General features: G+C 67.1%; 21 protein-coding genes. 16 read left to right on the top strand and 5 right to left on the bottom strand.

Annotation, left to right across the window (positions count from 1 at the left end):
- Positions 1-6 precede the first annotated feature (6 nt).
- Positions 7-1,200 (bottom strand): AI-2E family transporter, encoded by a 1,194-nt coding sequence (locus J7I92_RS11070; protein WP_214840550.1) that lies wholly within the window; start codon positions 1,198-1,200, stop codon positions 7-9.
- 310 nt (positions 1,201-1,510) lie between these two features.
- Here J7I92_RS11070 and J7I92_RS11065 point away from each other — a divergent pair, with 310 nt between their 5' ends.
- The 8 genes from J7I92_RS11065 (at position 1,511) to J7I92_RS11030 (ending at position 11,165) form a co-directional block, all read left to right on the top strand.
- Positions 1,511-3,334 (top strand): hypothetical protein, encoded by a 1,824-nt coding sequence (locus tag J7I92_RS11065; protein ID WP_214840415.1) that lies wholly within the window; start codon positions 1,511-1,513, stop codon positions 3,332-3,334.
- Positions 3,335-3,385: 51 nt separating this feature from the next.
- Positions 3,386-4,402: a tetratricopeptide repeat protein gene (locus J7I92_RS11060; RefSeq protein ID WP_214840413.1), complete on the top strand. Its 1,017-nt coding sequence runs from the start codon at positions 3,386-3,388 to the stop codon at positions 4,400-4,402.
- Positions 4,402-5,502: an NADH:flavin oxidoreductase/NADH oxidase gene (locus J7I92_RS11055; RefSeq protein ID WP_214840406.1), complete on the top strand. Its 1,101-nt coding sequence runs from the start codon at positions 4,402-4,404 to the stop codon at positions 5,500-5,502. The genes J7I92_RS11060 and J7I92_RS11055 overlap by 1 nt, the downstream gene beginning before the upstream one ends.
- A gap of 91 nt (positions 5,503-5,593) precedes the next feature.
- The gene (locus tag J7I92_RS11050) at positions 5,594-6,400 is read left to right on the top strand and encodes an ABC transporter ATP-binding protein (protein ID WP_214840404.1); all 807 of its coding nucleotides are present in this window, start codon (positions 5,594-5,596) and stop codon (positions 6,398-6,400) included.
- Positions 6,382-7,953 carry a transporter gene (locus J7I92_RS11045; protein ID WP_214840402.1) on the top strand — a complete coding sequence of 524 codons (1,572 nt, stop codon included), beginning with the start codon at positions 6,382-6,384 and terminating at the stop codon, positions 7,951-7,953. Before J7I92_RS11050 ends, J7I92_RS11045 begins: the two co-directional genes overlap by 19 nt.
- A gap of 64 nt (positions 7,954-8,017) precedes the next feature.
- Positions 8,018-8,800, top strand: coding sequence for a glucosamine-6-phosphate deaminase (gene nagB, locus J7I92_RS11040; RefSeq protein ID WP_214840400.1), 783 nt, complete (start codon positions 8,018-8,020; stop codon positions 8,798-8,800).
- A 38-nt stretch (positions 8,801-8,838) separates the two neighbouring features.
- Positions 8,839-9,174 carry a DUF3039 domain-containing protein gene (locus J7I92_RS11035; RefSeq protein ID WP_214840398.1) on the top strand — a complete coding sequence of 112 codons (336 nt, stop codon included), beginning with the start codon at positions 8,839-8,841 and terminating at the stop codon, positions 9,172-9,174.
- 212 nt (positions 9,175-9,386) lie between these two features.
- Positions 9,387-11,165, top strand: a complete 1,779-nt coding sequence (locus J7I92_RS11030) for a DEAD/DEAH box helicase (RefSeq protein ID WP_214840396.1) — start codon at positions 9,387-9,389, stop codon at positions 11,163-11,165.
- Between the two features lie 39 nt (positions 11,166-11,204).
- Here the strand turns inward: J7I92_RS11030 and J7I92_RS11025 are convergent, their stop codons facing one another.
- Both J7I92_RS11025 and J7I92_RS11020 read right to left on the bottom strand, forming a co-directional pair.
- Positions 11,205-11,846, bottom strand: a complete 642-nt coding sequence (locus J7I92_RS11025) for an isochorismatase family protein (protein ID WP_214840394.1) — start codon at positions 11,844-11,846, stop codon at positions 11,205-11,207.
- Complete coding sequence (locus J7I92_RS11020) at positions 11,846-13,195, bottom strand: nicotinate phosphoribosyltransferase (RefSeq protein WP_214840392.1); 1,350 nt, start codon at positions 13,193-13,195, stop codon at positions 11,846-11,848. Before J7I92_RS11020 ends, J7I92_RS11025 begins: the two co-directional genes overlap by 1 nt.
- Positions 13,196-13,212: 17 nt before the next feature.
- Here J7I92_RS11020 and clpS point away from each other — a divergent pair, with 17 nt between their 5' ends.
- From clpS to rdgB, 6 genes are all read left to right on the top strand, one after another.
- Positions 13,213-13,581, top strand: coding sequence for an ATP-dependent Clp protease adapter ClpS (gene clpS / locus J7I92_RS11015; RefSeq protein WP_028270073.1), 369 nt, complete (start codon positions 13,213-13,215; stop codon positions 13,579-13,581).
- The gene (locus J7I92_RS11010; protein ID WP_214840390.1) at positions 13,574-14,140 is read left to right on the top strand and encodes a DUF2017 domain-containing protein; all 567 of its coding nucleotides are present in this window, start codon (positions 13,574-13,576) and stop codon (positions 14,138-14,140) included. The genes clpS and J7I92_RS11010 overlap by 8 nt, the downstream gene beginning before the upstream one ends.
- An 84-nt stretch (positions 14,141-14,224) precedes the next feature.
- A complete protein-coding gene (gene murI, locus J7I92_RS11005; RefSeq protein ID WP_214840388.1) occupies positions 14,225-15,280 on the top strand; it encodes a glutamate racemase in 1,056 nt (351 codons plus the stop codon).
- Positions 15,277-16,074, top strand: coding sequence for an MBL fold metallo-hydrolase (locus J7I92_RS11000; RefSeq protein WP_214840386.1), 798 nt, complete (start codon positions 15,277-15,279; stop codon positions 16,072-16,074). Before murI ends, J7I92_RS11000 begins: the two co-directional genes overlap by 4 nt.
- A gap of 49 nt (positions 16,075-16,123) precedes the next feature.
- Positions 16,124-16,882 carry a ribonuclease PH gene (gene rph, locus J7I92_RS10995; protein WP_251039788.1) on the top strand — a complete coding sequence of 253 codons (759 nt, stop codon included), beginning with the start codon at positions 16,124-16,126 and terminating at the stop codon, positions 16,880-16,882.
- Positions 16,879-17,568, top strand: coding sequence for an RdgB/HAM1 family non-canonical purine NTP pyrophosphatase (gene rdgB / locus J7I92_RS10990; protein WP_214840384.1), 690 nt, complete (start codon positions 16,879-16,881; stop codon positions 17,566-17,568). Before rph ends, rdgB begins: the two co-directional genes overlap by 4 nt.
- 113 nt (positions 17,569-17,681) lie before the next feature.
- Here the strand turns inward: rdgB and J7I92_RS10985 are convergent, their stop codons facing one another.
- Entirely contained in the window at positions 17,682-18,452 is a 771-nt protein-coding gene (locus J7I92_RS10985; protein WP_214840382.1) for a VTT domain-containing protein, read from the bottom strand.
- Between the two features lie 140 nt (positions 18,453-18,592).
- Between J7I92_RS10985 and J7I92_RS10980 the strand changes: the two genes are divergently transcribed.
- A complete protein-coding gene (locus tag J7I92_RS10980; protein WP_214840380.1) occupies positions 18,593-19,609 on the top strand; it encodes an exonuclease domain-containing protein in 1,017 nt (338 codons plus the stop codon).
- Positions 19,610-19,689: 80 nt separating this feature from the next.
- A complete protein-coding gene (locus J7I92_RS10975; protein WP_214840378.1) occupies positions 19,690-20,205 on the top strand; it encodes a DUF4395 domain-containing protein in 516 nt (171 codons plus the stop codon).
- Here J7I92_RS10975 and J7I92_RS10970 read toward each other — a convergent pair.
- Positions 20,192-21,334, bottom strand: a complete 1,143-nt coding sequence (locus J7I92_RS10970) for an ADP-ribosylglycohydrolase family protein (RefSeq protein ID WP_214840376.1) — start codon at positions 21,332-21,334, stop codon at positions 20,192-20,194. The two genes, J7I92_RS10975 and J7I92_RS10970, sit on opposite strands and share 14 nt — an antisense overlap.
- Positions 21,335-21,501 lie beyond the last annotated feature (167 nt).

Genomic DNA, 21,501 nt, shown 5'->3' with positions numbered 1-21,501 from the left:
CGCTCCCTAATGCTTGTCCTGGCGGACGATGAAGATTTCCTTCACAAGCAGCATGACAGCCGCAGCGGTGGGAATGGCGATCAGGGCGCCGAGCACTCCCAGGAGGCTGCCGCCGGCAATCACGGAGATGACGGCCACCGCACCCGGCACGGCCACTGCCCGCTGCATGATGCGGGGCGAGATGAAGTACGCCTCGAACTGGAGGTAAGCGAAGTAGCAGATCGCGTACGCCAGGGCGGTCTGCCAGCCGGCGGTGAGGGCGATCAGGGTGACCAGTATGCCGGCGATCATTCCCCCGACCAACGGGATGAAGGCCAGCAGCGCCACCACGAAGGCCAGCAGCACCGCAAAGGGAACTCCGACAATCGACATCACGATAAACGCAAAGGTCGCGTTGAGGAGGGCCACGCAGGCCTGGCCGATCACGTAATTGCCCACGGATGCGCTGATCTCTTCCGAGAGCGCTTCCACCCGCACCCGGCGGGAGCGCGGCGCGAGCCGGTAGCCCCACTTCTTCATCGCCGGCAGTGCGGCAAGGAAATAGAGACTGAGCACCAGGACGATCAGGGTGCCAAAGAGCCCGTTCGCCACCGTGGACCCGAACCCGACGACACCGCCGAAAATGCCGCCCATGGCATCCGGATCGTTGACGAACTTTTCCAGCTCCTGGGTGATCCGCTCCCGTACGCCGAACTGGTCGTCCAAGCTGCGGAAGAAGTCCGAATCAATGAAGTCCTGGATCCAGCGCGGTGCCTCCTGCACCACTTCGGTCACCTGCTGGACGAGCGTGGGGATCAGGGTGGCGAAGAATCCGACGACGGCGGAGACCAGGACGCTGACCGCCACCAGGATGCCGATGGGCCGCGGAAGCCTGCGCCCTTCCAGCCAGCGCACCACCGGGTCCAGGCCCAGTGCGATGAACAGCGCGGTCACGATCCACAGCAGCAGCTGCGTGGTGTTGGATCCGATCCAGTAGACCAGGAGCGCCATGCCGACGCCGACGGTGCCCATGAAGCCCAGATACAAGGGGTGCTGGGACGACATCCGCGGCCCCGGATGGCCAAAGCGGGTTCCTGTCTCGGTTTCGGGGGTGATGGAGTCTTCGGCGGACTCGGGCGGCATTTCGAAGCGCAGCCGGGGCTGCGCGCCGGGGATGGGGGTCCGGAGCCTGCGCACCACCGCCGCGGCCAGGCCCGGCAGGAGCGGTTTGTGCTCATGCTGCCGGCCAGGCGTCGCTGCTTCCCGGGCCTCTTCCCGGGCGCCGGAGACAGGCGTTTCTTCCTGGTCGGAGGTGGACGAATCCGTGTGCTCAGTCACTGCGTTTTAGGGCCCTTTACCGTCCGTGGCACCGCCGGTGCGGGCCAGTGTGATGATCATCGCAAACACTATCAGCAGGCCCGTCAGCGCCCCCTTTTCCTGCCGACCCGGCCAGTTGCCCTAGGCTGGGTTTCAAGGCCCGATCTGACTCCTTGGTAACAAAATGGTTACTATTGAAAGTAAACCCCCGCTGATGATAGGTATCCCTTTGCGTTTCAAGACTGCAGTTGCACTAGTGCTGCTCGGCCTCCTGACACTGCTGGCCGGCGTAGGACAGAAGACCATCTGGGCCCCGGCCGAGACTGTTACAGCCTCGGCGCCTTCCGACGGCACCGCACCACTTACCGTCATTGACCAAAAACTGAGGACCCTTCACGGGGGCACGGTCAAGATCAACGTCAAGGGCGAAGGCAGCTTCATGCTGGCCGCAGGCCGTCCGGACGACGTCGACGCCTGGGTCGGCAAGACAGCCCACAACACGGTCTCCGGAGTTTCCGAAGACAACAAGGCCCTGCAGCTGGCCCACACGGACGGGGAAGCTGCCGCGCCGTCGCCCGCCGGTTCCGATCTCTGGGTTTCCACCGAAAACGCCAGCGGCGAGCTGAACTATACGTGGAGCGCCCCGGCCGACGGCGAATGGTCGCTGCTGTTGGCCTCCGACGGTACCAAGCCGGCGCCGTCGTCCATCTCCATGACGTTCCCCAATGACACGTCCACTCCGTGGGCCGTTCCCTTGATGGTGCTGGGAGCCCTCCTGATTCTGGCCGGCCTGGCGCTGCTGGTGATCAAGCCCAGGGGCGGCAAGCCCGCCGCCATCGACGGCGAAGAACAGGGCGAGACGCTGGGCGCCAAGTTCGCCCGTGCCCGGGCGCGGGTGGGTTCGACCCGCCTGGGTGCGAAGAACGCCCCGGCACCTGCGGCCAAGGAGGACGGCGCCGCCTCCGCGGCCTCCGGCCCTGCCCGTGCAGTGCTTTCCCCCATGGGTGTCTCCCGTACCGGCTTCTCCCGTGCGGGCATTGCGATGGCGGCGCTCGCGGCAACCATCGTTGCCGGTACCGGCGTGGCCGCCCAGGCAACCACCCCCGCTCCGTCGCCGTCGGCCAGCGAATCGGCCGGCGCCGATACCGCCCCCGAGTCACCCGTGCTGCTGGATGCGCAGTTCCGCCGCATCCTCGAACAGGTTTCCAGCACCGTGGACGCGGCAGACGCCGCAAAGGATGCTGCCAAGCTCAAGTCCCGCGTGGACCGGACCGAGCTCGATGTCCGCACCCAGAATTACAGGATCCGCTCCCAGGTGGGCGCTTACGAGGCCCGCATGCCGGTCCGCGCCACCAAGCTGCTGACCACCGTTGTCACCAGCAAGCGCGCCTGGCCCCGCCAGGTCATGGCCGTCACCCAGGGTGAAGGCAACGTAGTGCCCCAGCTGCTGACCCTCGTGCAGAAGTCCCCGCGCGAAAACTACAAGCTGGTGGGCACCACTCCGCTGCAGCCCGGCACCACCTTCCCGGCCATCGGACGGAACGGGACGGAAACGCTTTCCGCTGACGACAAGTCCGGCCTGCTCTACAGCGGCGCGGAAGCCCTTGCCGGCCTGGGCGACCGCCTGACGAAGGCTGATTCCACATTCAAGGACAAGCTCGTGGAGGGGCAGTCCTCGCCGTACATCGCCGACACCCTGGCGTACCAGGCGGACATTGCCAAGAACGGCGTCAACGGCAACTTCTCCTTCTCCCACAAGGCCTCCCCCCAGGAAACCGTGGTGTTCCGTACCGCGGACGGCGGCGCCCTGGTCCTTGGCCGGATGAACTTCGACTTCGACGGCACGCCCAAGGCCGAAGGCGACAAGCTGGCCATCGGCGACGACGCAGCAGTGCTGGCCGGCGGCAAGGAAACCACCTCAGGCATGGTCCTTAACTTCGCCGAGTCCGTGGCGGTCTACATTCCGCCGACCGGTTCCAAGGACCCGATGAAGCTGGTGGCCGCCACCCGCGGACTCGTGGGAGCCAGCTTCAAGTAGCACCCGCTACTGGTATGACCGGCAGCGGCCGGAGTGGTTAGAGTGGAGGCTATGAGTTCGCCAGCCTCCCGCCCTGTCCCTCCAGCCGCTGCCAGCCAGCTTAACCTGCGTGGCGCGGTCGACCTTTCCAGTCTGAAGCAGCGCCCCGCCGCTCCGCCCGCCGCAGATGCGCCGGCTGCCGGCCAGCCGAGCCAGCCGGCTACCGGCCAGCCGGGCGCCCAGGGTGCGCCGGACACGGGCGGCCAGCCGCTTCGCGTCGACGTCACCGAGGCAAACTTCCAGCAGCTCGTCGAACTGTCCGCACAGGTGCCCGTGGTGTTCGCCCTGTGGGCAGGCTATTCGCCCGCTTCGGGCGACCTGCTCGACGTCCTCGAAGACATCATCAACAGTTACGGCGGCCGCCTGGTCCTGGGCGCCGCTGACATTGAGGCGTTCCCGCAGCTTGCCCAGGCCTTCCAGGTCCAGGCCGTCCCCACCGCAGTCGCGGTGATCAAGGGGCAGCCCGTTCCGCTGTTCCAGGGCGGTGCGGACGAACAGCAAGTGCGCACCCTGCTGGATGAACTGCTGAAAGTGGCTGCTGCCAACGGCGTCACCGGCAGCCTTGGCGGTGCCGGCGCCGCAGCTGCAGACACCGAACCGGCTCCGCTGCCGCCCCTGCACCAAGCTGCCTACGACGCCATCGAGGCAGGCGACTACGCCGCCGCGGCGGCCGCGTACCGGCAGGCCCTGCTGGAGATGCCCGCCGACGCGGAAGCCAAGGCCGGACTTGCCCAAGTGGAGCTGATGGAGCGGCTGCAGTCCCTGACCGGTCCGGACGGCGAAGCGCTACGGAAGCTTGCCGCTGAGCAACCTGACAACCTTGAGGCCCAGCTGGGTGTTGCGGACCTGGACATTGCCGGCGGACACATCGAGGACGCCCTGGGCCGGATCGTGAGCTTCATCGGCCGTAACTTCGGCCCGGAGCGCGAGACCGCGCGGGTCCGGCTGCTGGAACTCTTCGAGGTGGTGGGCCCGTCCGATGACCGGGTCGCCAAGGCGCGGCAGGGGCTGGCGCGGGTGCTCTTCTAATGCACTCGGCGTTCTTTTCGCCCCTGGAGCTGCGTTCACTGACACTGCGCCACCGCGGATGGGTTTCGCCCATGTGCCAGTACAGCTGCGGTCCGGAGACGGGCGAAGGCGTCCCGAACGACTGGCACCTCATGCACCTGGGGTCCTTCGCGGCCGGAGGAGCCGCCCTGATCCTCACCGAAGCGGCGGCCGTGAACGCGGCCGGGCGGATCAGCCCGCTCGACGCCGGCCTCTACAACGACGAACAGGCCGCCGCGTGGGAACGGATCACGGCTTTTGTGCACCGTTACAGTGCAGCCGAGGCCAAAATCGGCACCCAGCTGGCGCATGCCGGCCGCAAGGCCTCGACGTACTGGCCCTTCTCGGGGAAACGCGGCTCGGTGCCGGCGTCCGACGGCGGCTGGACCACCGTGGGGCCCGGAACCGGGGCGTTCGACGGCTATGCCGCGCCCGCCGCGATGACCACGGCGGAGATTGACGGCGTCATCGCCGATTTTGCCGCGGCCGCTGTCCGGGCGGTGCAAGCAGGGTTCGACACGATCGAAATCCACGGCGCGCACGGCTATCTGCTGCACCAGTTCCAGAGCCCGCTCATCAATGACCGGACAGACGCATGGGGCGGTGACGAGTCGGGCCGGAACCGGCTGACCCTGGCCGTGGTGGACGCGGTCCGGAACGTCATCCCCGATTCAATGCCGCTGTTGCTGCGGATCTCCGCTTCGGACTGGGCCGAAGGCGGGATCGACGCCGATGCCTCTGTCCGGCTGGCCAGGGCCGCCGCAGAACACGGCGTTGATCTCGTGGACGTGTCCAGCGGCGGCGCTGTGGCGCACCAGCAGATTCCCGTGGGTCCCGGCTACCAGACATCTTTCGCGGAACGGATCCGGCGCGAGGCGGACGTCCGCACCGGCACCGTGGGCCTGCTGACCTCGGCCGGGCAGGCGGAACACGCCATCGCCACCGGCCAGGCCGACGGCGTCTTCATTGCACGCGCCGCCCTTCGGGACCCGCACTGGTGGCTGCGCGCAGCCTTTGAGCTTGGCCAGGACCTTCCGTGGGCCCCGCAGTACGAACGGGCAGTGCCCCGCAATTCCTTCTAGCCCCGCCGTTCCTTCCAGCCCCGCCGTTCCTTCCAGGAAGTAACCCTTCCGGACGACCCGCCCGCGGCAGCGGGGAGGCTACGCTGGCACCATGACTGAACCGCAACCCGGGCCGGGTTCTTCCTCCGGCCCTGAGCAGCACCCTGTTCCCGCCCTGGCCATCCGCGGCCTCGCGAAGCGCTTTGGCGGGAAGATCGCGGTGGACGGCATCAGCCTCGATGTGCCGGCAGGATCCTTCTACGGCATTGTCGGCCCCAACGGCGCCGGCAAGACCACCACGCTGTCCATGGCCACCGGACTTCTCCGGCCGGACTTCGGTACCGCCTTCGTGCATGGTGTGGACGTCTGGTCCCGGCCGCTCGAAGCCAAGAAGCTCATGGGCATCCTCACCGACGGCGTGCGGCTGTTTGACCGGCTGACCGGCGAGCAGCTGGTGACCTACGCGGGGCTGCTGCGCGGGATGGACAAGGACGTGGTGTCCGCCAGGGTGGCCGAACTCCTGGCAGCGCTTGACCTCAGCGCCGACGCCGGAACGCTTGTGGTGGACTATTCCGCCGGCATGACCAAGAAGATCGCCCTCGCCTCGGCGCTGATCCATGCACCTCGGCTGCTGGTCCTCGATGAGCCTTTCGAATCGGTGGACCCGGTGTCTGCGGCCAATATCCGGGACATCCTGGTGCGCTACGTTGGTTCCGGCGGCACGGTGATCGTCTCCAGCCACGTCATGGACCTGGTCCAGCGGATGTGCGACCATGTGGCCGTTGTTGCCGCCGGGAAGCTCCTGGCAGCCGGCACCGTGGAGGAGGTCCGGGCCGGCGCGTCCCTGGAGGACCGGTTCGTGCAGATGGTCGGCGGCCGGAGCCGGACGGAGGGCCTGGAATGGTTGCGCACCTTCTAAGGCTGAAGCTGACACTCCTGCGCAACAGCCTCCGGCGCAGCCCGTGGCAGCTGCTGGGGCTGATCATCGGAGGGCTGTACGCCGTCGGGATTGCCGGCTTCTTGGCGGTGGCGCTGCTGTTGCTCCGCACAGCCGACCTGGAGCTGGCGCAGACCGTCGTAGTCATGGGCGGTTCCGCCGCAGTGCTGGGATGGGGCATCGTTCCGGTTATTGCCTCCTCGGCGGACCTGACCCTGGATCCGGCCCGCTTCACCACCGCGGCAGTGCCCATGCCGCAGCTGCTGACAGGCCTTGCGCTGGGCGGCCTGATCGGGATCCCCGGCATCGCCACCACGCTTGTTGCGCTGGCCACCGTGGGAACCTGGAGCAGGGGAGTGGCGGCCACGGCCGCGGCATTGGCCGGAGCTGTCCTCAGTGTGCTGACGTGCATTGTCCTGTCCAAAGTGGTCACGACGGCGACTGCCGGGCTGGCGTCCTCCCGGCGGTTCAAGGACGTCAGCGCCCTGGCCTTTATGATTCCGCTCATGCTGATGGGGCCGATAGTGGCGTTTGTGGCCCAGGGGGCCGCGGGCTCGGCCGGGTTCCTGACCGATCTTTCCCGGGCCGTGGCGTGGACGCCTGCGGGTGCGGCCTGGTCGCTCGGAGGCGATGCGGCTGCCGGTCGTTCCGCAGAAGTACTCCTGAAGTTGCTGATCGCGGTGGCAACGCTGGCCGGGCTGGCCTGGTGCTGGAAGGTCCTCCTGAAACGTGCGTTGGTGACGCCGCCCTACACCGCGGGAGGCAGGAAGCGGGCGGGGCGGCTGGGACTGTTCGGCGTGCTGCCGGCGACGCCTACCGGTGCCATTACGGCCCGGGCGCTCACGTACTGGATCCGCGATCCCCGCTACTCCGGATCCCTCGTGGTTATTCCACTGCTGCCCGTCCTGCTGTTCTTCCAGGCGAGTCAGACAGGCGAATACGGCATCCTTGCGATCACCGGACCGCTGGCTGCGTTCCTGCTGGCATGGTCGATTTCTGCGGATGTGTCCTATGACAACACAGCTTTCGCCCTGCACCTGTCCAGCGGTGTCCGCGGCGTCCACGACAGGCTGGGGCGCGCCCTGGCCTGCCTGGTCTTTGCCCTGCCGATCGTGCTGGTCTTCAGCATCGGTCCGTACTTTTTCACCGGCGACTGGGAATGGCTGCCGTCGACCGTGGGACTTTCGCTGGGAATCCTGTTCACCGGGCTGGGCCTGGCATCCGTTGTCTCGGCACGGTACACGGTGGCGGTTCCGCTGCCGGGGGACAGCCCGTTCAAAAAGCCGCCGGGCAACGTCGCCCAGACCATGGCGGTCCAGTTCGGCGGGATGGGGGTGTTGCTGCTGCTCGTGTTGCCGGAGGCGGCTTTGGTCATCGCCCAGGCCGTGACCGGCAGCATGGTTCCCGGCTGGATCAACCTCGGGGCGGGGCCGCTCCTGGGACTGGTCCTCTTCGGGCTCGGGGTTCGCCTCGGCGGGAAATGGCTCGACGCCCGCGGCCCGGAACTCCTGGCGCAGCTCGCGGTCAACCGTTAGCCCGGTTAAGGGCGGTTACTTAACGGCATGATTAGAACTACCGGACGCGGAAAGGCGGTTGGCCATGGAAGTCGTGATCCTTCCCGGCAGCAAACAGATCGGGTCCCTGGCAGCTGATGCCATCGAGGAACTGCTGCGCCGAAAGCCGGACGCCGTGCTGGGACTGGCAACCGGTTCCTCGCCTCTGCCCGTCTATGACGAACTGGCCCGCCGGCATGAGCAGGACGGCCTGGACCTCAGCCGGGCCCGGGGCTTTGCCCTGGACGAATACGTGGGCCTGGGACCGGGACATCCGCAGTCCTACCGCGAGGTCATCCGCCGGGAGTTCACGGACCGGGTCAACATTGCCCCTGACCACGTGCACAGCCCCGACGGCTCGGCGGCGGACATCCCCGCAGCCTGCCAGGCCTACGAGGACGCCATCAAGGCAGCGGGAGGAGTGGACCTTCAGTTGCTGGGCGTGGGCACGGACGGCCACATCGGCTTCAACGAGCCCGGCTCGTCGCTGGCATCGAGGACGCGGATCAAGAGCCTTATCGAACAGACACGCCGGGACAACGCGCGGTTCTTCGGAAGCATCCATGATGTTCCCCACCATGTGATCACGCAGGGTCTGGCCACCATCATGGACGCCCGCCACGTGATCCTGATCGCCACCGGTGCCCAGAAGGCACAGGCGGTCCGGGACTTCGTGGAAGGCCCGGTGGCCGCCATCTGCGCCGCATCCGTGCTGCAGATGCACCCCCACGCAACGGTCATGGTGGACGAGGCGGCGGCGTCGTCGCTGCGGCTGGCGGACTACTACCGCCACACCTATGACAACAAGCCCCCGTGGCAGGGCCTGTAGGCCCGGGGTTCAGTTTTTTGTCCGGCACAACGGCTAAGATGGATGCCATGACTAGCATGACGGATCCCCTCGAAAACGACCCGATGCGTGAGCTTTCCGGAGCAGGAACGTCCACTGCCACTATCGAGCGCGAGGAACTGCGCCAGGAAGTGGAGCCCGGCGACCGGGAACGGTTCTCCCACTACGTGCGCAAAGAGAAGATCATGGAATCAGCCATGACGGGTGAACCGGTCATCGCCCTGTGCGGCAAGGTGTGGACTCCCGGCCGCGATCCGCAGAAGTTCCCCGTCTGCCCCGAATGCAAAGAGGTCTATGACGGCCTGCGCCCCGGCAACGACGGCGGCAAGGGTTCCGACGGCGATTCCGGCAAGTAGCGTCGTTTCGCCGTCGCCTGACGGCTTGGAGTGACCGGCCCGCCGGAGAGGCGGGCAATACCACCACGGGGCGCTGATCTCTGCTGCGCGCACCCCGTGCCCACAATGATTTTGATTACCGGACCAGTGCGGCTCTTCCGGAACAGATTGGTGTCTATGTTTATGTGTCTTTCGCTCACGGCTGCCGCAATGCGGGGAATTGAGGGCTCTTCGTGACGGAGACACTCTTTGGCGGACCAACCCTGCCGCCGGCCTACCCCGAACGCGCAGCGTGGGGCACCGCACCAAAGCTGCGTGCCTGGCAGCAGGAGGCGCTGGACCTCTACTTCTCAACAGGGCCCCGGGACTTCCTGGCGGTTGCAACGCCCGGGGCCGGCAAGACGACCTTCGCCCTGCGCGTGGCGTCCATGCTGATCGAGGCGGGTACCGTGAACCGCGTGACCATCGTGGCGCCCACGGACCACCTGAAACGCCAGTGGGCCGATGCCGCGGCGCGGGTGGGGATCGCCATCGACCCCAACTTCAAGAACTCGGACGGACAGCACGGCCGCGGCTTCGTCGGGGTGGCGGTCACGTACGCCCAGGTTGCCAGCAAGCCCATGCTGCACCGTGCCAAGACCGAGGCAGCCCGGACCCTGGTGATCCTCGACGAAATCCACCACGGCGGCGAAGCCCTGTCCTGGGGCGACGGCCTCCGCGAGGCCTTTGACCCGGCCGCGCGACGGCTTTCGCTGACGGGGACGCCCTTCCGCTCCGACACGTCGCCCATTCCCTTTGTGGAGTATGCCGAGGACCGTGACGGCATCCGCCGTTCCAAGGCCGACTACACCTACGGCTACGGCAATGCCCTGCGTGACCACGTGGTCCGTCCCGTCATGTTCATGGCGTACTCGGGGCAGATGCGCTGGCGCACCAGCGGCGGCGAGGAGATGGCAGCATCCCTGGGCGAGTCGGCAGTCACCAAGGACATCATTTCGCAGGCCTGGCGGACGGCCCTTAACCCGGCCGGCGAGTGGATCCCCGCCGTCCTGGCGGGCGCGGACAAGCGGCTCAGCGAAGTCCGCCGCACCGTGCCCGACGCCGGCGGTCTGGTCATCGCCACTGACCACGAGGACGCACGCGCCTACGCCGGGCAGCTGAAGAAGATCACCGGTGAATCGCCTACCGTGATTCTCTCCGATGATGCCAAGGCATCAACTAAGATCGAGGAGTTCACCGCCAGCGACAAGCGCTGGATGGTTGCCGTGCGCATGGTGTCCGAAGGCGTTGACGTGCCCCGGCTTTCCGTCGGCGTCTATGCAACCTCCACGTCCACGCCGCTCTTCTTCGCCCAGGCCGTGGGCAGGTTCGTGCGTGCTCGGAAACGGGGTGAAACGGCCTCGGTGTTCCTGCCCTCCGTTCCCCAGCTGACCGCCCTCGCGAACTCGATGGAGGCCGAACGGGACCACGCGCTGGACCGGCCGGAGAACGAGGACGGCGACGGCCTGTTCAATCCGGAGGACTCGCTGATGGACGAGGCCAACCGGGAGGACAAGGCGTCGGACAGCCTCACCAAGGGAAAGTTCGAGGCCCTGGACTCGCAGGCGTCCTTCGACCGGGTGCTGTTCGACGGCGGCGAGTTCGGCACGGGCGGCGATATCGGATCCGATGATGAACTGGACTTCCTGGGCATTCCGGGACTCCTGGACGCCGAGCAGGTGGGAACGCTGCTGCGGCAGCGTCAGCACGAACAGCAGAGCCGCAAGAAGCTGAGGGCTCCCGAGAGCGCCGCCCCCGCCCCCACAGTGCCGGACCACCGCATGCTGATGGACCTGCGCAACGAACTGGCCAAAAACGTTGCCGCCTGGTCCGCCCGTACCGGAACCCCGCACGGCGTGGTCCACACCAAGCTGCGCACCGTGTGCGGCGGCCCGCCGGTGGCGCAGGCCAACGAGGAACAGCTGCAGGCCAGGCTGCGGAAGCTTCAGGACTGGTTCATCGGCCGGAAGTAGCCCGGCCGCGCGGAAGCAGCCCCGGCGCCCGGACGCAGCTCAGGCGAGGTCGACGCCGCCGAGTTCCATTTCGGCGTACGTGTCGTCAAGGTCGGTGGCGATCCCGGCTGTCAGGTTCCGGATCACTGTCACCGAGTAGCCGGCCTGGACGGCGTCCAGGGAGGTGGCCATCACGCAGTAGTCGGTGGCCAGGCCCACGATCACCACGTCCTCCACGTCGTGGCTCTGCAGCCAGTCATCCAGGCCGATCGCGTCCTCGTCGGCGAATGAACCGGCGGTAAGCGGCTCGGCCTCGCCGGACAGGCCGGGCTTGCGGTCGCCCGTGGGCACTTCGTCCTCTGGGGCGAGGATGCCTTCAAAGCCGGAGTAGGCGGCCGTGAACTGGCCTTTCCGGAAGTAGGCCTGGATGTACTCCGTGTCCAGGTCCGGGTGCAGCTCGGCGCCGGGGGTGCCGGCGACGCAGTGCGGAGGCCAGCTATCGACGAAGTCGGGATTCTCCGAGAAGTGGGGTCCGGGCTCAATGTGCCAGTCCTGCGTGGCCACGATGTGGTCGAACTGGCCGTGGTGGGCATCAACGTATTCGCTGATGGCCCCGGCCACTTCGGCTCCGCCTTTGACGGCGAGGGAGCCGCCTTCGCAGAAATCGTTCTGGACGTCGACAATGATCAGGGCGCGTGACATCAGTTCTCCTCGTAGACGGTGGGGATGGCCGGTTCCCCGCGCTGCAGGCGGTTGACCACGGCGGGCAGTTCCGCCATGGAGTCCATGTGCCGCTGCCGGGCGCGGAACACGCCGTCGGTTCCGGTCCAGCCCGGGAGCAGCTCGCCGTTCTTGATGAACTGCTGCAGGAGCTGGCGGTCGTTGCCGTCGTCTTCGGGCCGGTGCCCCACGCCCACGATCTCCTGGGTGGCGACGCCGCGCTCGTCGAGCCTGCGGAGCGCGTACTTCCGGCCGCCCTTGCTTGTCTTGTTCTTGGCGGCCTTGGCCACGGACACAAATTCCCCGGAGTCATCCGTGCGGCTGACGAGTTTGTACACCATGCTCGCGGTGGGGGCGCCGGAGCCGGTGACCAGCGACGTGCCCACGCCGTAGGAGTCCACCGGAGCGGACTGCAGCGCGGCGATGGCGTATTCGTCCAGGTCCGACGTGACCACGATCTTGGTGTTCTCGTTGCCGAGGTCGTCCAGCAGCTGGCGGACCCACTGGGCCTGTGCCACGAGGTCCCCGGAATCGAGCCGGACTGCCCCCAGGTCGGGGCCGGCCAGGTCAACGGCCATGCGGACGGCCGCTTCGACGTCGTACGTGTCCACCAGCAGCGAGGTTCCATGGCCCAGTGCGGCGAGCTGCGCCTCAAAGGCTTCCCGTTCGGTGTCATGCAGCAGCGTGAAGGAATGGGCGGCGGTGCCCACGGTCTTGATGCCGTAACGCCTTCCGGCTTCCAGGTTGGAGGTGCTGTCGAAGCCGGCGATGACGGCTGCGCGGGCGGCCGCGGCCGCGGACTCCTCCTGGGTCCGCCGGGAGCCCATTTCGATGCAGGGCCGGTTGCCTGCTGCCGTGATCATCCGGGACGCCGCCGAGGCGATGGCGCTGTCGTGGTTGAGCACCGAGAGGATGTACGTCTCCAGGATGCACGCCTCCGCGAACGTGGATTCCACAATCAGGATGGGGGAGTTGGGGAAATAGGCTTCGCCTTCGGCATAACCCCAGATGTCCCCGGTGAACCGGAACCCGGCGAGGTAGTCCAGGGTTTCCGCGTTGACCACTCCGGAGCGGCGGAGGAAATCCAGTTCAGGGCCGCCAAAGCGGAAGTCCGCGATGCCCTCCAGCAGCCTTCCCGTCCCGGCCACGATGCCGTAGCGGCGGCCGTCCGGGAGCCGGCGGGCGAACGCCTCAAACACCGACTTCCGGTGTGCCGCACCGGAGTGCAGCGCCGCCTGGAGCATGGTCAGCTCGTAATGGTCGGTGTACAAGGACGTGCGGGGATGGTCCCAGCCGGCAGGGGTACTCACGAAATTCACTCTAGTGCGCATCGCCCTAGAATGGACAGATGACCCTAAGCGTTGCGCTCGGCCCTGACACCCAGGAGAGCACCCAGACCGGAACAGTGACGTCCACCGACGCCCTGACGGCCCCGGATATTCCCTGGAACCTGGTGATCTGGAATGATCCCGTCAACCTGATGAGCTACGTGAGCTACGTCTTCCAGAGCTACTTCGGCTACTCGGAGCCCAAAGCCAACAAGCTCATGATGGAGGTCCACAAGAAGGGACGTTCCATCGTGGCGCACGGGAGCAAGGAACAGGTGGAGCAGCACGCCGTTGCCATGCACGGCTTCGGGCTGTGGGCCACGGTGGAGAAGGCCACCGGCGGCGGAAAAGACGGCGGATCCGGCAAGGGCAAAGGCAAACGTGGCTAAGGCATTCAAATACGGACTTAAAGGGATCACCGGCTATCTGGAACCCGCCGAACGGGAACTGCTGCGCAGCCTGATTGACGATGTCATCTCCATGCTCGAGCCGGCGGACAGCACGAGCGAAGATCCGCTGACCGCCCTGATCGGACTGGACATGGACGTCCAGGAACCGTCGGACCGTGCGCTGCGGCGGCTGCTGCCCAACGTGATGAAGAACGACGGCGCCGCCTCCCTGGAGTTCCGGCAGCTCACCGAACGCTCCCTGCGGGAGAACAAGATCGGCGCCCTGCGGGCCGCGGCGCTGGGGCTGGACACCAACGAACTGGTTCTTTCGCCCGCCGATGCCCGCCACTGGTCCCAGGCGCTCAATGACGTCCGCCTTGTCCTGGCCGAACGGCTGGACATCCGGGACGACGCCGATGCCGAACACGTCCACACCATGCAGGACTGGTCCCAGGCCGAGGATGTGGAGAGCTACCTGGCCCTGGTGTACAACTTCACCACGTGGCTGCAGGAATCGCTGGTGCAGGCAATGCTCCAGTCCATGGAACCGCGCGGCTGACCGTACCGGCTTCCACGCAGGTCGGGTGGACCGCGCGCCCCGCAAAGTGTGACCTATGCAACATGAGTCGGTCGACACAATGTGATGGCCGCACCAACTGGGAAGCCCTATCCTCGAATAATCATGACTTCAGCATCGAGCATGGAACCGGCAGCGGGAGCTGCGGCGGGTTCCCCCACGAGCAGCACGGACAGCAGCCCCATGGGCTCGCGCCCCATCGGCGTCTTCGACTCCGGAGTCGGGGGCCTGACCGTGGCCCGGTCAATCATCGACCAACTGCCCAACGAATCCATCCTTTACGTGGGGGACACGGCCAACGGCCCCTACGGTCCCCTGCCCATCGCGGAGGTCCGCGCCAACGCCCTCGGTGTGATGGACGAGCTGGTCGATTCCGGCGTCAAGCTGCTGACCATCGCCTGCAACTCCGCTTCCGCCGCCGTACTGCGGGATGCCCGTGAGCGGTACACGGCCCGTTATGGGATTCCGGTCATCGAAGTGATCCAGCCGGCTGTGCGCCGGGCCGTGGCCGCCACCCGGAGCGGCCGGGTGGGAGTCATCGGGACCTCCGCGACCGTGGGTTCCCGGGCCTATGAGGATACTTTCGCCGCCGCCCCTGACCTGCACATCACGTCCGTGGCCTGCCCGGCATTCGTCAGCTATGTGGAGGCAGGAATCACCACGGGCCCGGAACTGCTGGCCGTTGCCCGGGAGTACCTTGAGCCGCTGCGGGCAGCCGGAGTGGATACTGTCGTACTCGGCTGCACCCACTACCCGCTGCTCACCGGCGTGATCTCCTACGTCATGGGTGAGGATGTCACACTGGTCTCCAGCGCTGAGGAGACTGCCAAGGACGTTTACCGGGCGCTGGTTTCCCATGACCTGCAGCGGACCCTCGACGCTCCGCCCCAGCACCATTTCATTGCAACCGGCGAAGCGGCGCAGTTCGAGACCCTGGCCCGGCGTTTTCTGGGCCCCGAGGTTCTCAGCGTGCGGCACGTGGACCATGTCGCCGCGCAGTACCCCACGGGCAGCCTGGCCAAAATAACGCCCGAAATGATTGCGGCCGCCCAGGCCGCGTCCGCACGGCCGCGGATATCCAACTTCGTGGGCGGAGCCGCGGGCGGGGGATCACGGCTGTGAAACTGACCATTGTGGGGTGTACCGGTTCCTTCCCCGGACCCGGTTCGCCGGCGTCGTGCTACCTGCTGACCGCGCACGACGGCGAGCGGACCTGGAAGGTCGTCATGGACCTCGGCAGCGGGGCGCTCGGGGCGATCCAGCGGTACACGGATCTTGAGGACATCGATGCGATCTTCCTCACCCACCTCCACCCGGACCACTGCATGGACCTGTGCGGGCTCCACGTGGCCGTGCGCTGGAAGCCGGGCGGCTGGGGACGCGACCGGATTCCGGTGTGGGGCCCTGCCGCCACGGCGGACCGGATGGCCACGGCGTACGGGCTGGAGCTGGATCCGGGCATGCACGAGGAATTCGACTTCACCAACTGGACCGAACGGCAGTCCGTCACTGTCGGGCCGTACACTGTGACGCCGTTCGCGGTGAACCATCCCGTGGAGGAGGCCTACGCCCTGCGCGTCGAGGTCACCGAACCGTCCGCCGACGGCGTTCCCGTTACCAGGGTGCTGACGTATTCAGGGGACACGGATTCATGCGTCGGGCTGGAAGAAGCGGCGAAGGACGCTGACTTGTTCCTGTGCGAGGCCGCTTTCGAGGAAGGCCGCGACGACGATATCAAGGACGTCCACCTGACCGGCAAGCGTGCCGGCGAGGCAGCCGCTGCCGCCGGGGCCCGCCGGCTCCTGCTCACGCACATCCCGGTCTGGACGTCGCAGACCAAAGTGATGGCCGAGGCCAAGCCAGTGTTCAACGGCGACGTCGCTGTTGCCGTGGCAGGGGTCCATTACACGGTGTGAGCCGCGGGGCCGCGCGCGGTGCACCGCCCGGGGTCGATAAGCTAAAGGCATGACTTCTGAAGCAATTGCCACCCCCGTCATTCGTGCCGACGGCCGTACTCCTGATCAGCTGCGCCCGATCAGCATCACCCGCGGCTGGTCCAAGCAGGCCGAAGGCTCGGCCCTGATCGAGTTCGGCAACACCCGGGTGCTGTGCACGGCTTCCCTGACCGAAGGCGTGCCGCGCTGGCTCAAGGGGGAGGGCCGCGGCTGGGTCACCGCCGAATATGCCATGCTTCCCCGCGCCACCAACACCCGCTCCGACCGTGAGTCCGTCAAGGGCAAGATCGGCGGCCGCACCCACGAGATCTCCCGGCTCATCGGCCGTTCCCTCCGCTCCATCATCGACACCAAAGCACTCGGCGAGAACACGATCGTGCTGGACTGCGATGTTCTGCAGGCCGACGGCGGCACCCGCACCGCCGCCATCACCGGTGCTTATGTTGCGCTTGCCGAGGCCATCCGCTTCGCCCGTGAAAACAAGATGATCTCCAAGAACGCCCAGCCGCTCATCGACACTATCGCCGCCGTGTCCGTCGGCATCATCGACGGCGTCCCCATGCTGGACCTGCCCTACGTCGAGGACGTCCGCGCCGAGACCGACATGAACGTTGTGGTCACCGGGTCGGGCAAGTTCGTGGAGGTCCAGGGAACGGCCGAGGGCGCCCCCTTCGACCGCGATGAGCTGAACCAGCTGCTGGACCTGGCCCTGCTGGGCACGGAGCAGCTCGCAGCCATCCAGCGCGAAACACTGGCGGAAGCCCCGTGACCCTTCCGGGCGAGACCGTTTCGGAGGGCCCGGCCCCCCTGCTGGTCCTCGCCACGCACAACACGGGCAAGCTCCGCGAGCTGCGGGAGCTGCTGCGCGGCCAGGTGCCAGGGCTCGACGTCGACACCCAGGTGGTGGATGCCGGTGCCGTCGGTGCCCCGGACGTCGTCGAAACGGGCGTGACGTTTGCCGAGAACTCGCTGCTGAAGGCCCGCGCCGTGGCCGAGGCCACCGGGCTGGTGGCCATCGCCGATGATTCCGGCCTTTCGGTGGACGTCCTTGGCGGCGCCCCGGGAATATTTTCGGCCCGGTGGAGCGGCCGGCACGGAGACGACGCCGCGAACCTGCGGCTGCTCCTGGCCCAGCTGTCGGATGTTCCGGACGAGTACCGCGGGGCCGCGTTCGTCTGCGCCGCCGCGCTCGCCGTGCCGGGACGTGCGGCGGACGGCGGCGGCCGCGAGGTGGTGGAGTACGGCCAGCTCGAAGGCTCCCTGCTGCGGGAACCGCGGGGCGAGGGGGGCTTCGGCTACGACCCGGTGCTGCAGCCCAGCGGCCTGGACCGGAGCTGCGCGGAGTTGAGCCCGGAGGAAAAGAACGCCATCAGCCACCGCGGCCAGGCGTTCCGGGCATTGCTTCCGTCCATCGTCGAGGCGCTGGCGGAATACGGCGGGCAAGGCCAGGCCTGACCCCAGGCAGACATACCGCAGGACGACAGACTAAAGGCGCCCCACATTGCGGGGCGCCTTCGTCGTTTACAGCGCGTCGTGCCGGTGCGGGAGCGTGCCGGCACGGGCCGGTGCTACATGTTCGTCCTGCGCTCTTCCTCGGGTGAGTGCTCCTCGATGTACTCGCCCACGGCGTCGGTGCCGAAGTGGGCGGCCTGGCGCTTGGCGGACAGCCCGCGCAGCACTTCAATGCCAACGGGGATCACGGAGACCAGGACAATGATGATGAAGATGATGTCCAGGTTGTCGCGGACCCACGGCACGCGGTCGCCCAGCAGGTAGCCGAGCAGCGTTACGCCGCCGCCCCACAGGACGGCGCCGATGACGTTGAAAAGGAAAAACTTCCGCTTGCTCATCTGGGCCACGCCCACGATCACCGGGACGAAGGTGCGGATGATGGGAACGAACCGGGCCAGGATCAGCGCCTTTCCGCCGTGCTTTTCGAAGAAGGCGTGCGCGCTTTCCACGTTCTCGCGTTTGAAGAGCTTGGAATCCGGCTTGTTGAAGATGGCCGGACCGGCCTTGGAACCGATGAGGTAGCCGGTCTGGTTGCCCACGATGGCAGCCACGATGATCAGTGCGGCAAAGAGCCAGATGTTGAACTTGATGGTGTCCGTGGCCACCAGGAGGCCGGCGGTGAAAAGCATGGAGTCGCCGGGCAAGAAGAAGCCGATCAGCAGCCCGGTCTCCGCGAAGATGATGCCGCATACGATCAACACAACCCAGGGCGCCAGCGCGGGATCGGCCAGGAAGACCTGGGGGTTGAGCCAGTCGGGGAGGAACGAGGCCAGGTGCGGCTGCACCGGTCCCGCACCCCCGAGGGCGGACACAGCAAAGTCACTCATCGCATGTAGGTTCACCCCTCAAGGTTACTGGACCGCCGCCGTCGGGCTTTCCCCAAGGCCCGGAACAGTGACCACCGACACCGCGACAGGCGGGCCAACGGTGCCGGGGGAACCCCGCGGCCGACGGTAAAGTGTGAGCCGTGGGTTTGGACTTTACGGCGATCGACTTCGAGACTGCCAACGGCTTCCGCGGTTCGCCGTGCGCCGTGGGATTGACCAAGGTCCGCGGCGGCGTGGTGGTGGAGGAAGCCTCCTGGCTGATGCGCCCGCCCGAAAACCATGACCGGTTTGACTACCACAACGTGCGGATCCACGGCATCAGGCCCGAGGACGTGGCCGGCCTGCCGCGGTTTGGCGAGCTTTTTCCTGAGATCGGCGCCTTCATCGGCGGAGACGTGCTGGCCGCCCACAATGCCGCCTTTGATCTGGGCGTGATCCGCTCCGGACTGGAAGTGTCCGGGCTGCCGGGGCCGGCGTACGACTACGTCTGCACCGTGATGCTGTCGCGCCGGTGCTATTCGCTCGTTTCCAACTCGCTGCCCTATGCGGCCGAGGAAGCGGGCGTCCCGCTGGTCAACCACCACGACGCCGCTGAGGACGCCCGAGCATGTGCGGGAATCCTGATCGACATAGCGCAGCGGAACGGCGCCGGCAGCATCGCCGAACTCTACCTGTCACTCGGACTGTCGGTCCCCCATCAGGCTGCCTTCAACCCATCCCGCGACGGACTGTCGAAGGCGACGCTGACCGCGCTGGGTGCCGCCGGCGGCAACGGAGCCGGCCCAGCCCGGCCGTTCAAGTCCGGCTGGCCCGAAGAAGGTGCCAATCCGGCGCCGAATACCGGTGCCGAGCCCGGTCATCCGCTGTTCGGGCAGACGGTGGTGTTCACGGGGGAGCTTGCCATGCCCCGCCCCGAAGCGAAGGTCCTCTCAGCGGAGTTCGGTGCACAACCCGAAAGCCGCGTGACCGGCCGGACCACGGTGCTGGTGGTCGGCGACGGGTTTTTGGCATCTGACCTTCGCTCCGGCCGGCTGACCGGCAAGGCCCGGCGGGTCCTGGAGCTCCACGAGCGGGGCCAGCGCATCGAAGTGCTGTCCGAAGGCGAATTCCTGCAGATGGTGGGCGGGCAGGTGCCCGCAGCCCCCGCCCTGGTGTAGCTCGCCTGTTTGCTGTCTGCTGCGGGTCATACCGCGCAACAATCCTTCCGATGATGCAGGAGGCCTCCTAGCCTTGCACCATGGGCAAACTCCAAGGCGAAGACACCGCCGGCTACTGGCGAAAAGTGTTCGAATTCCCCAACCCGGTCAACGAATACGCCGCCCGGATCACCGCTGGCCTGGTGGTGGTGCTGGCCGCCGTCACGATGCTGACAGGCTGGGGCTGGGGATTGGCCCTGATCGCCGCGGGCTTTTGGCTGCGCGTGCTGTTCGGCCCCAGGATCTCTCCGCTCGCACAGCTTTCCGTCAGGGTCCTGGCGCCGCGCCTTGGCCGGGCAAAGCTGGTCCCGGGGCCGCCAAAGCGTTTCGCACAGGGCATCGGTGCCGCGATGTCGACGGCGTCTGCGCTGCTGCTTGCCGCCGGGCTGGCACCCGCCGCGTGGACACTTCTTTCCGTACTGGTCGTGGCAGCCTCACTGGAAGCATTCGCAGGGTTCTGCCTGGGCTGCGCGATCTTCGGCTTCCTTCAGCACCGCGGACTCATTCCTGAGGAGATCTGCGAAGCCTGCAACAACATCACACTCAGCCGAGCGTGACCGAGATCAGCTGTCCCGCCATTTCCCGGATGACGTCCGGGGCTTCCAGGGCGTCCAGCCACTCCGCCGGCAGGCACTCCTCACCGTAAAAGGCGCCAAGGATGTTGCCGGCGATGGAACCGGTGGAGTCGCTGTCACCGCTGTGGTTGACGGCCAGCGCAATGGCCTTGCGGAAGTGCTCTTCAGGCAGCTGAACCGCGGTGCCTAAAACAGCGGTGCCTGAAACAGCGGTGTCCGCCGCACTGTCCGGCCCTGGTGCCGTGGCCAGCACCGCATAAAGCGCGACGGCGAGGGCCTCCTCGGCCACCCAGCCCTCACCGAGCTCACGGACCAGGTCTTCGGGGCTGAGGACGGCGCTGCCGTCCGCCCCGGCCGCCGCCAGCCGGAACGTCCGCTCCAGCCGGTCAATGAGTGCCGGCTCGGCGTCGGCCTGGCCCCGCGCATGGTCGAGCGCGTAGCGGGCGGCTTCGGTGAGACTTTCGTCAGCCATCAGTGTGTGGATCAGCAGGCTGAACGTTCCTGCGCTCTGCCGCGCTGATCGGTGCCCGTGGGTCAAGGAAGCCGCATCAGAGCTCAGCTTGTACACCGCCCCGGCCGGGATGTGCGGAATGAGGCCAAACGGGGCCGACCGCATCACCGTGCCGCAGCCCTTGGAATCGGGATTGACGGGACGGTACACAGTCCCCATTTCACCTGTCGCCAGGCCGCTGAGGCAGGCGTTGCCGGGTGCACGCCGGTGCTTCATGACGGCCTGGCTGTCAATCCAGCGCGGCTGCGGGGCCGGTGCCGACGTCGGGACCGGCACCCCCTGCGTCGCCAGCCACCGCAGGTAGGCGAGCCAAACACAGGCGTTGGCGTCGGCCGCGGTGCCCTCATTGGCCCACTCCAGCGCCTCAACGATGCCGTCAACCGTGTAGAGCGTCATTTGGGTGTCGTCCGAAAAGTGGCTGCCGCCGTCGAGCGCTGAAAAATCCTGGAGCCCCGCGGGGCCGAAACGGTTCCGGATGGTGGAAATGTCATCAAATTCGACGGCGTAGCCGAGGGAATCACCCAGGGCGCCGCCCAGCAGGCAGCCATGGATCCGGGATTCGGGCGTCGGCGCCGTCCGGCGGGAAGATTCAGTGCTCATGACTGTAAATTTACCCCGCGAAATTCACCCCGCGCGGCGCCTGCGTCGCTGCCGCAGCGGGCGCCACAGTCGCAGCGACGGCGCCGCGGCCGCTAAGCTCGGACTCAGCAAGCGTCCAGACTCCCTTGGCAGAATGTCCCGGACAGTATCTTGCCGGGTGCAGCGCC

Origin of the sequence: Arthrobacter sp. ISL-72 (assembly GCF_018613755.1) — a bacterium.
Classification (GTDB): Bacteria; Actinomycetota; Actinomycetes; order Actinomycetales; family Micrococcaceae; genus Arthrobacter.
The sequence above is the reverse complement of the archived record's forward strand: the minus strand, read 5'-3'. Positions and strand labels throughout refer to the sequence as shown.

Bases quoted from the DNA above. Each gene is read 5' to 3' on its own strand.
- J7I92_RS11065 (WP_214840415.1), top strand. From the start codon at position 1,511: ATGATAGGTATCCCTTTGCGTTTCAAGACTGCAGTTGCACTAGTGCTG.
- J7I92_RS11060 (WP_214840413.1), top strand. From the start codon at position 3,386: ATGAGTTCGCCAGCCTCCCGCCCTGTCCCTCCAGCCGCTGCCAGCCAG.
- J7I92_RS11055 (WP_214840406.1), top strand. From the start codon at position 4,402: ATGCACTCGGCGTTCTTTTCGCCCCTGGAGCTGCGTTCACTGACACTG.
- J7I92_RS11050 (WP_214840404.1), top strand. From the start codon at position 5,594: ATGACTGAACCGCAACCCGGGCCGGGTTCTTCCTCCGGCCCTGAGCAG.
- J7I92_RS11045 (WP_214840402.1), top strand. From the start codon at position 6,382: ATGGTTGCGCACCTTCTAAGGCTGAAGCTGACACTCCTGCGCAACAGC.
- nagB (WP_214840400.1), top strand. From the start codon at position 8,018: ATGGAAGTCGTGATCCTTCCCGGCAGCAAACAGATCGGGTCCCTGGCA.
- J7I92_RS11035 (WP_214840398.1), top strand. From the start codon at position 8,839: ATGGATGCCATGACTAGCATGACGGATCCCCTCGAAAACGACCCGATG.
- J7I92_RS11025 (WP_214840394.1), bottom strand. From the start codon at position 11,846: ATGTCACGCGCCCTGATCATTGTCGACGTCCAGAACGATTTCTGCGAA.
- J7I92_RS11020 (WP_214840392.1), bottom strand. From the start codon at position 13,195: ATGCGCACTAGAGTGAATTTCGTGAGTACCCCTGCCGGCTGGGACCAT.
- clpS (WP_028270073.1), top strand. From the start codon at position 13,213: ATGACCCTAAGCGTTGCGCTCGGCCCTGACACCCAGGAGAGCACCCAG.
- murI (WP_214840388.1), top strand. From the start codon at position 14,225: ATGGCCGCACCAACTGGGAAGCCCTATCCTCGAATAATCATGACTTCA.
- rph (WP_251039788.1), top strand. From the start codon at position 16,124: ATGACTTCTGAAGCAATTGCCACCCCCGTCATTCGTGCCGACGGCCGT.
- J7I92_RS10985 (WP_214840382.1), bottom strand. From the start codon at position 18,452: ATGAGTGACTTTGCTGTGTCCGCCCTCGGGGGTGCGGGACCGGTGCAG.
- J7I92_RS10975 (WP_214840378.1), top strand. From the start codon at position 19,690: ATGGGCAAACTCCAAGGCGAAGACACCGCCGGCTACTGGCGAAAAGTG.
- J7I92_RS10970 (WP_214840376.1), bottom strand. From the start codon at position 21,334: ATGAGCACTGAATCTTCCCGCCGGACGGCGCCGACGCCCGAATCCCGG.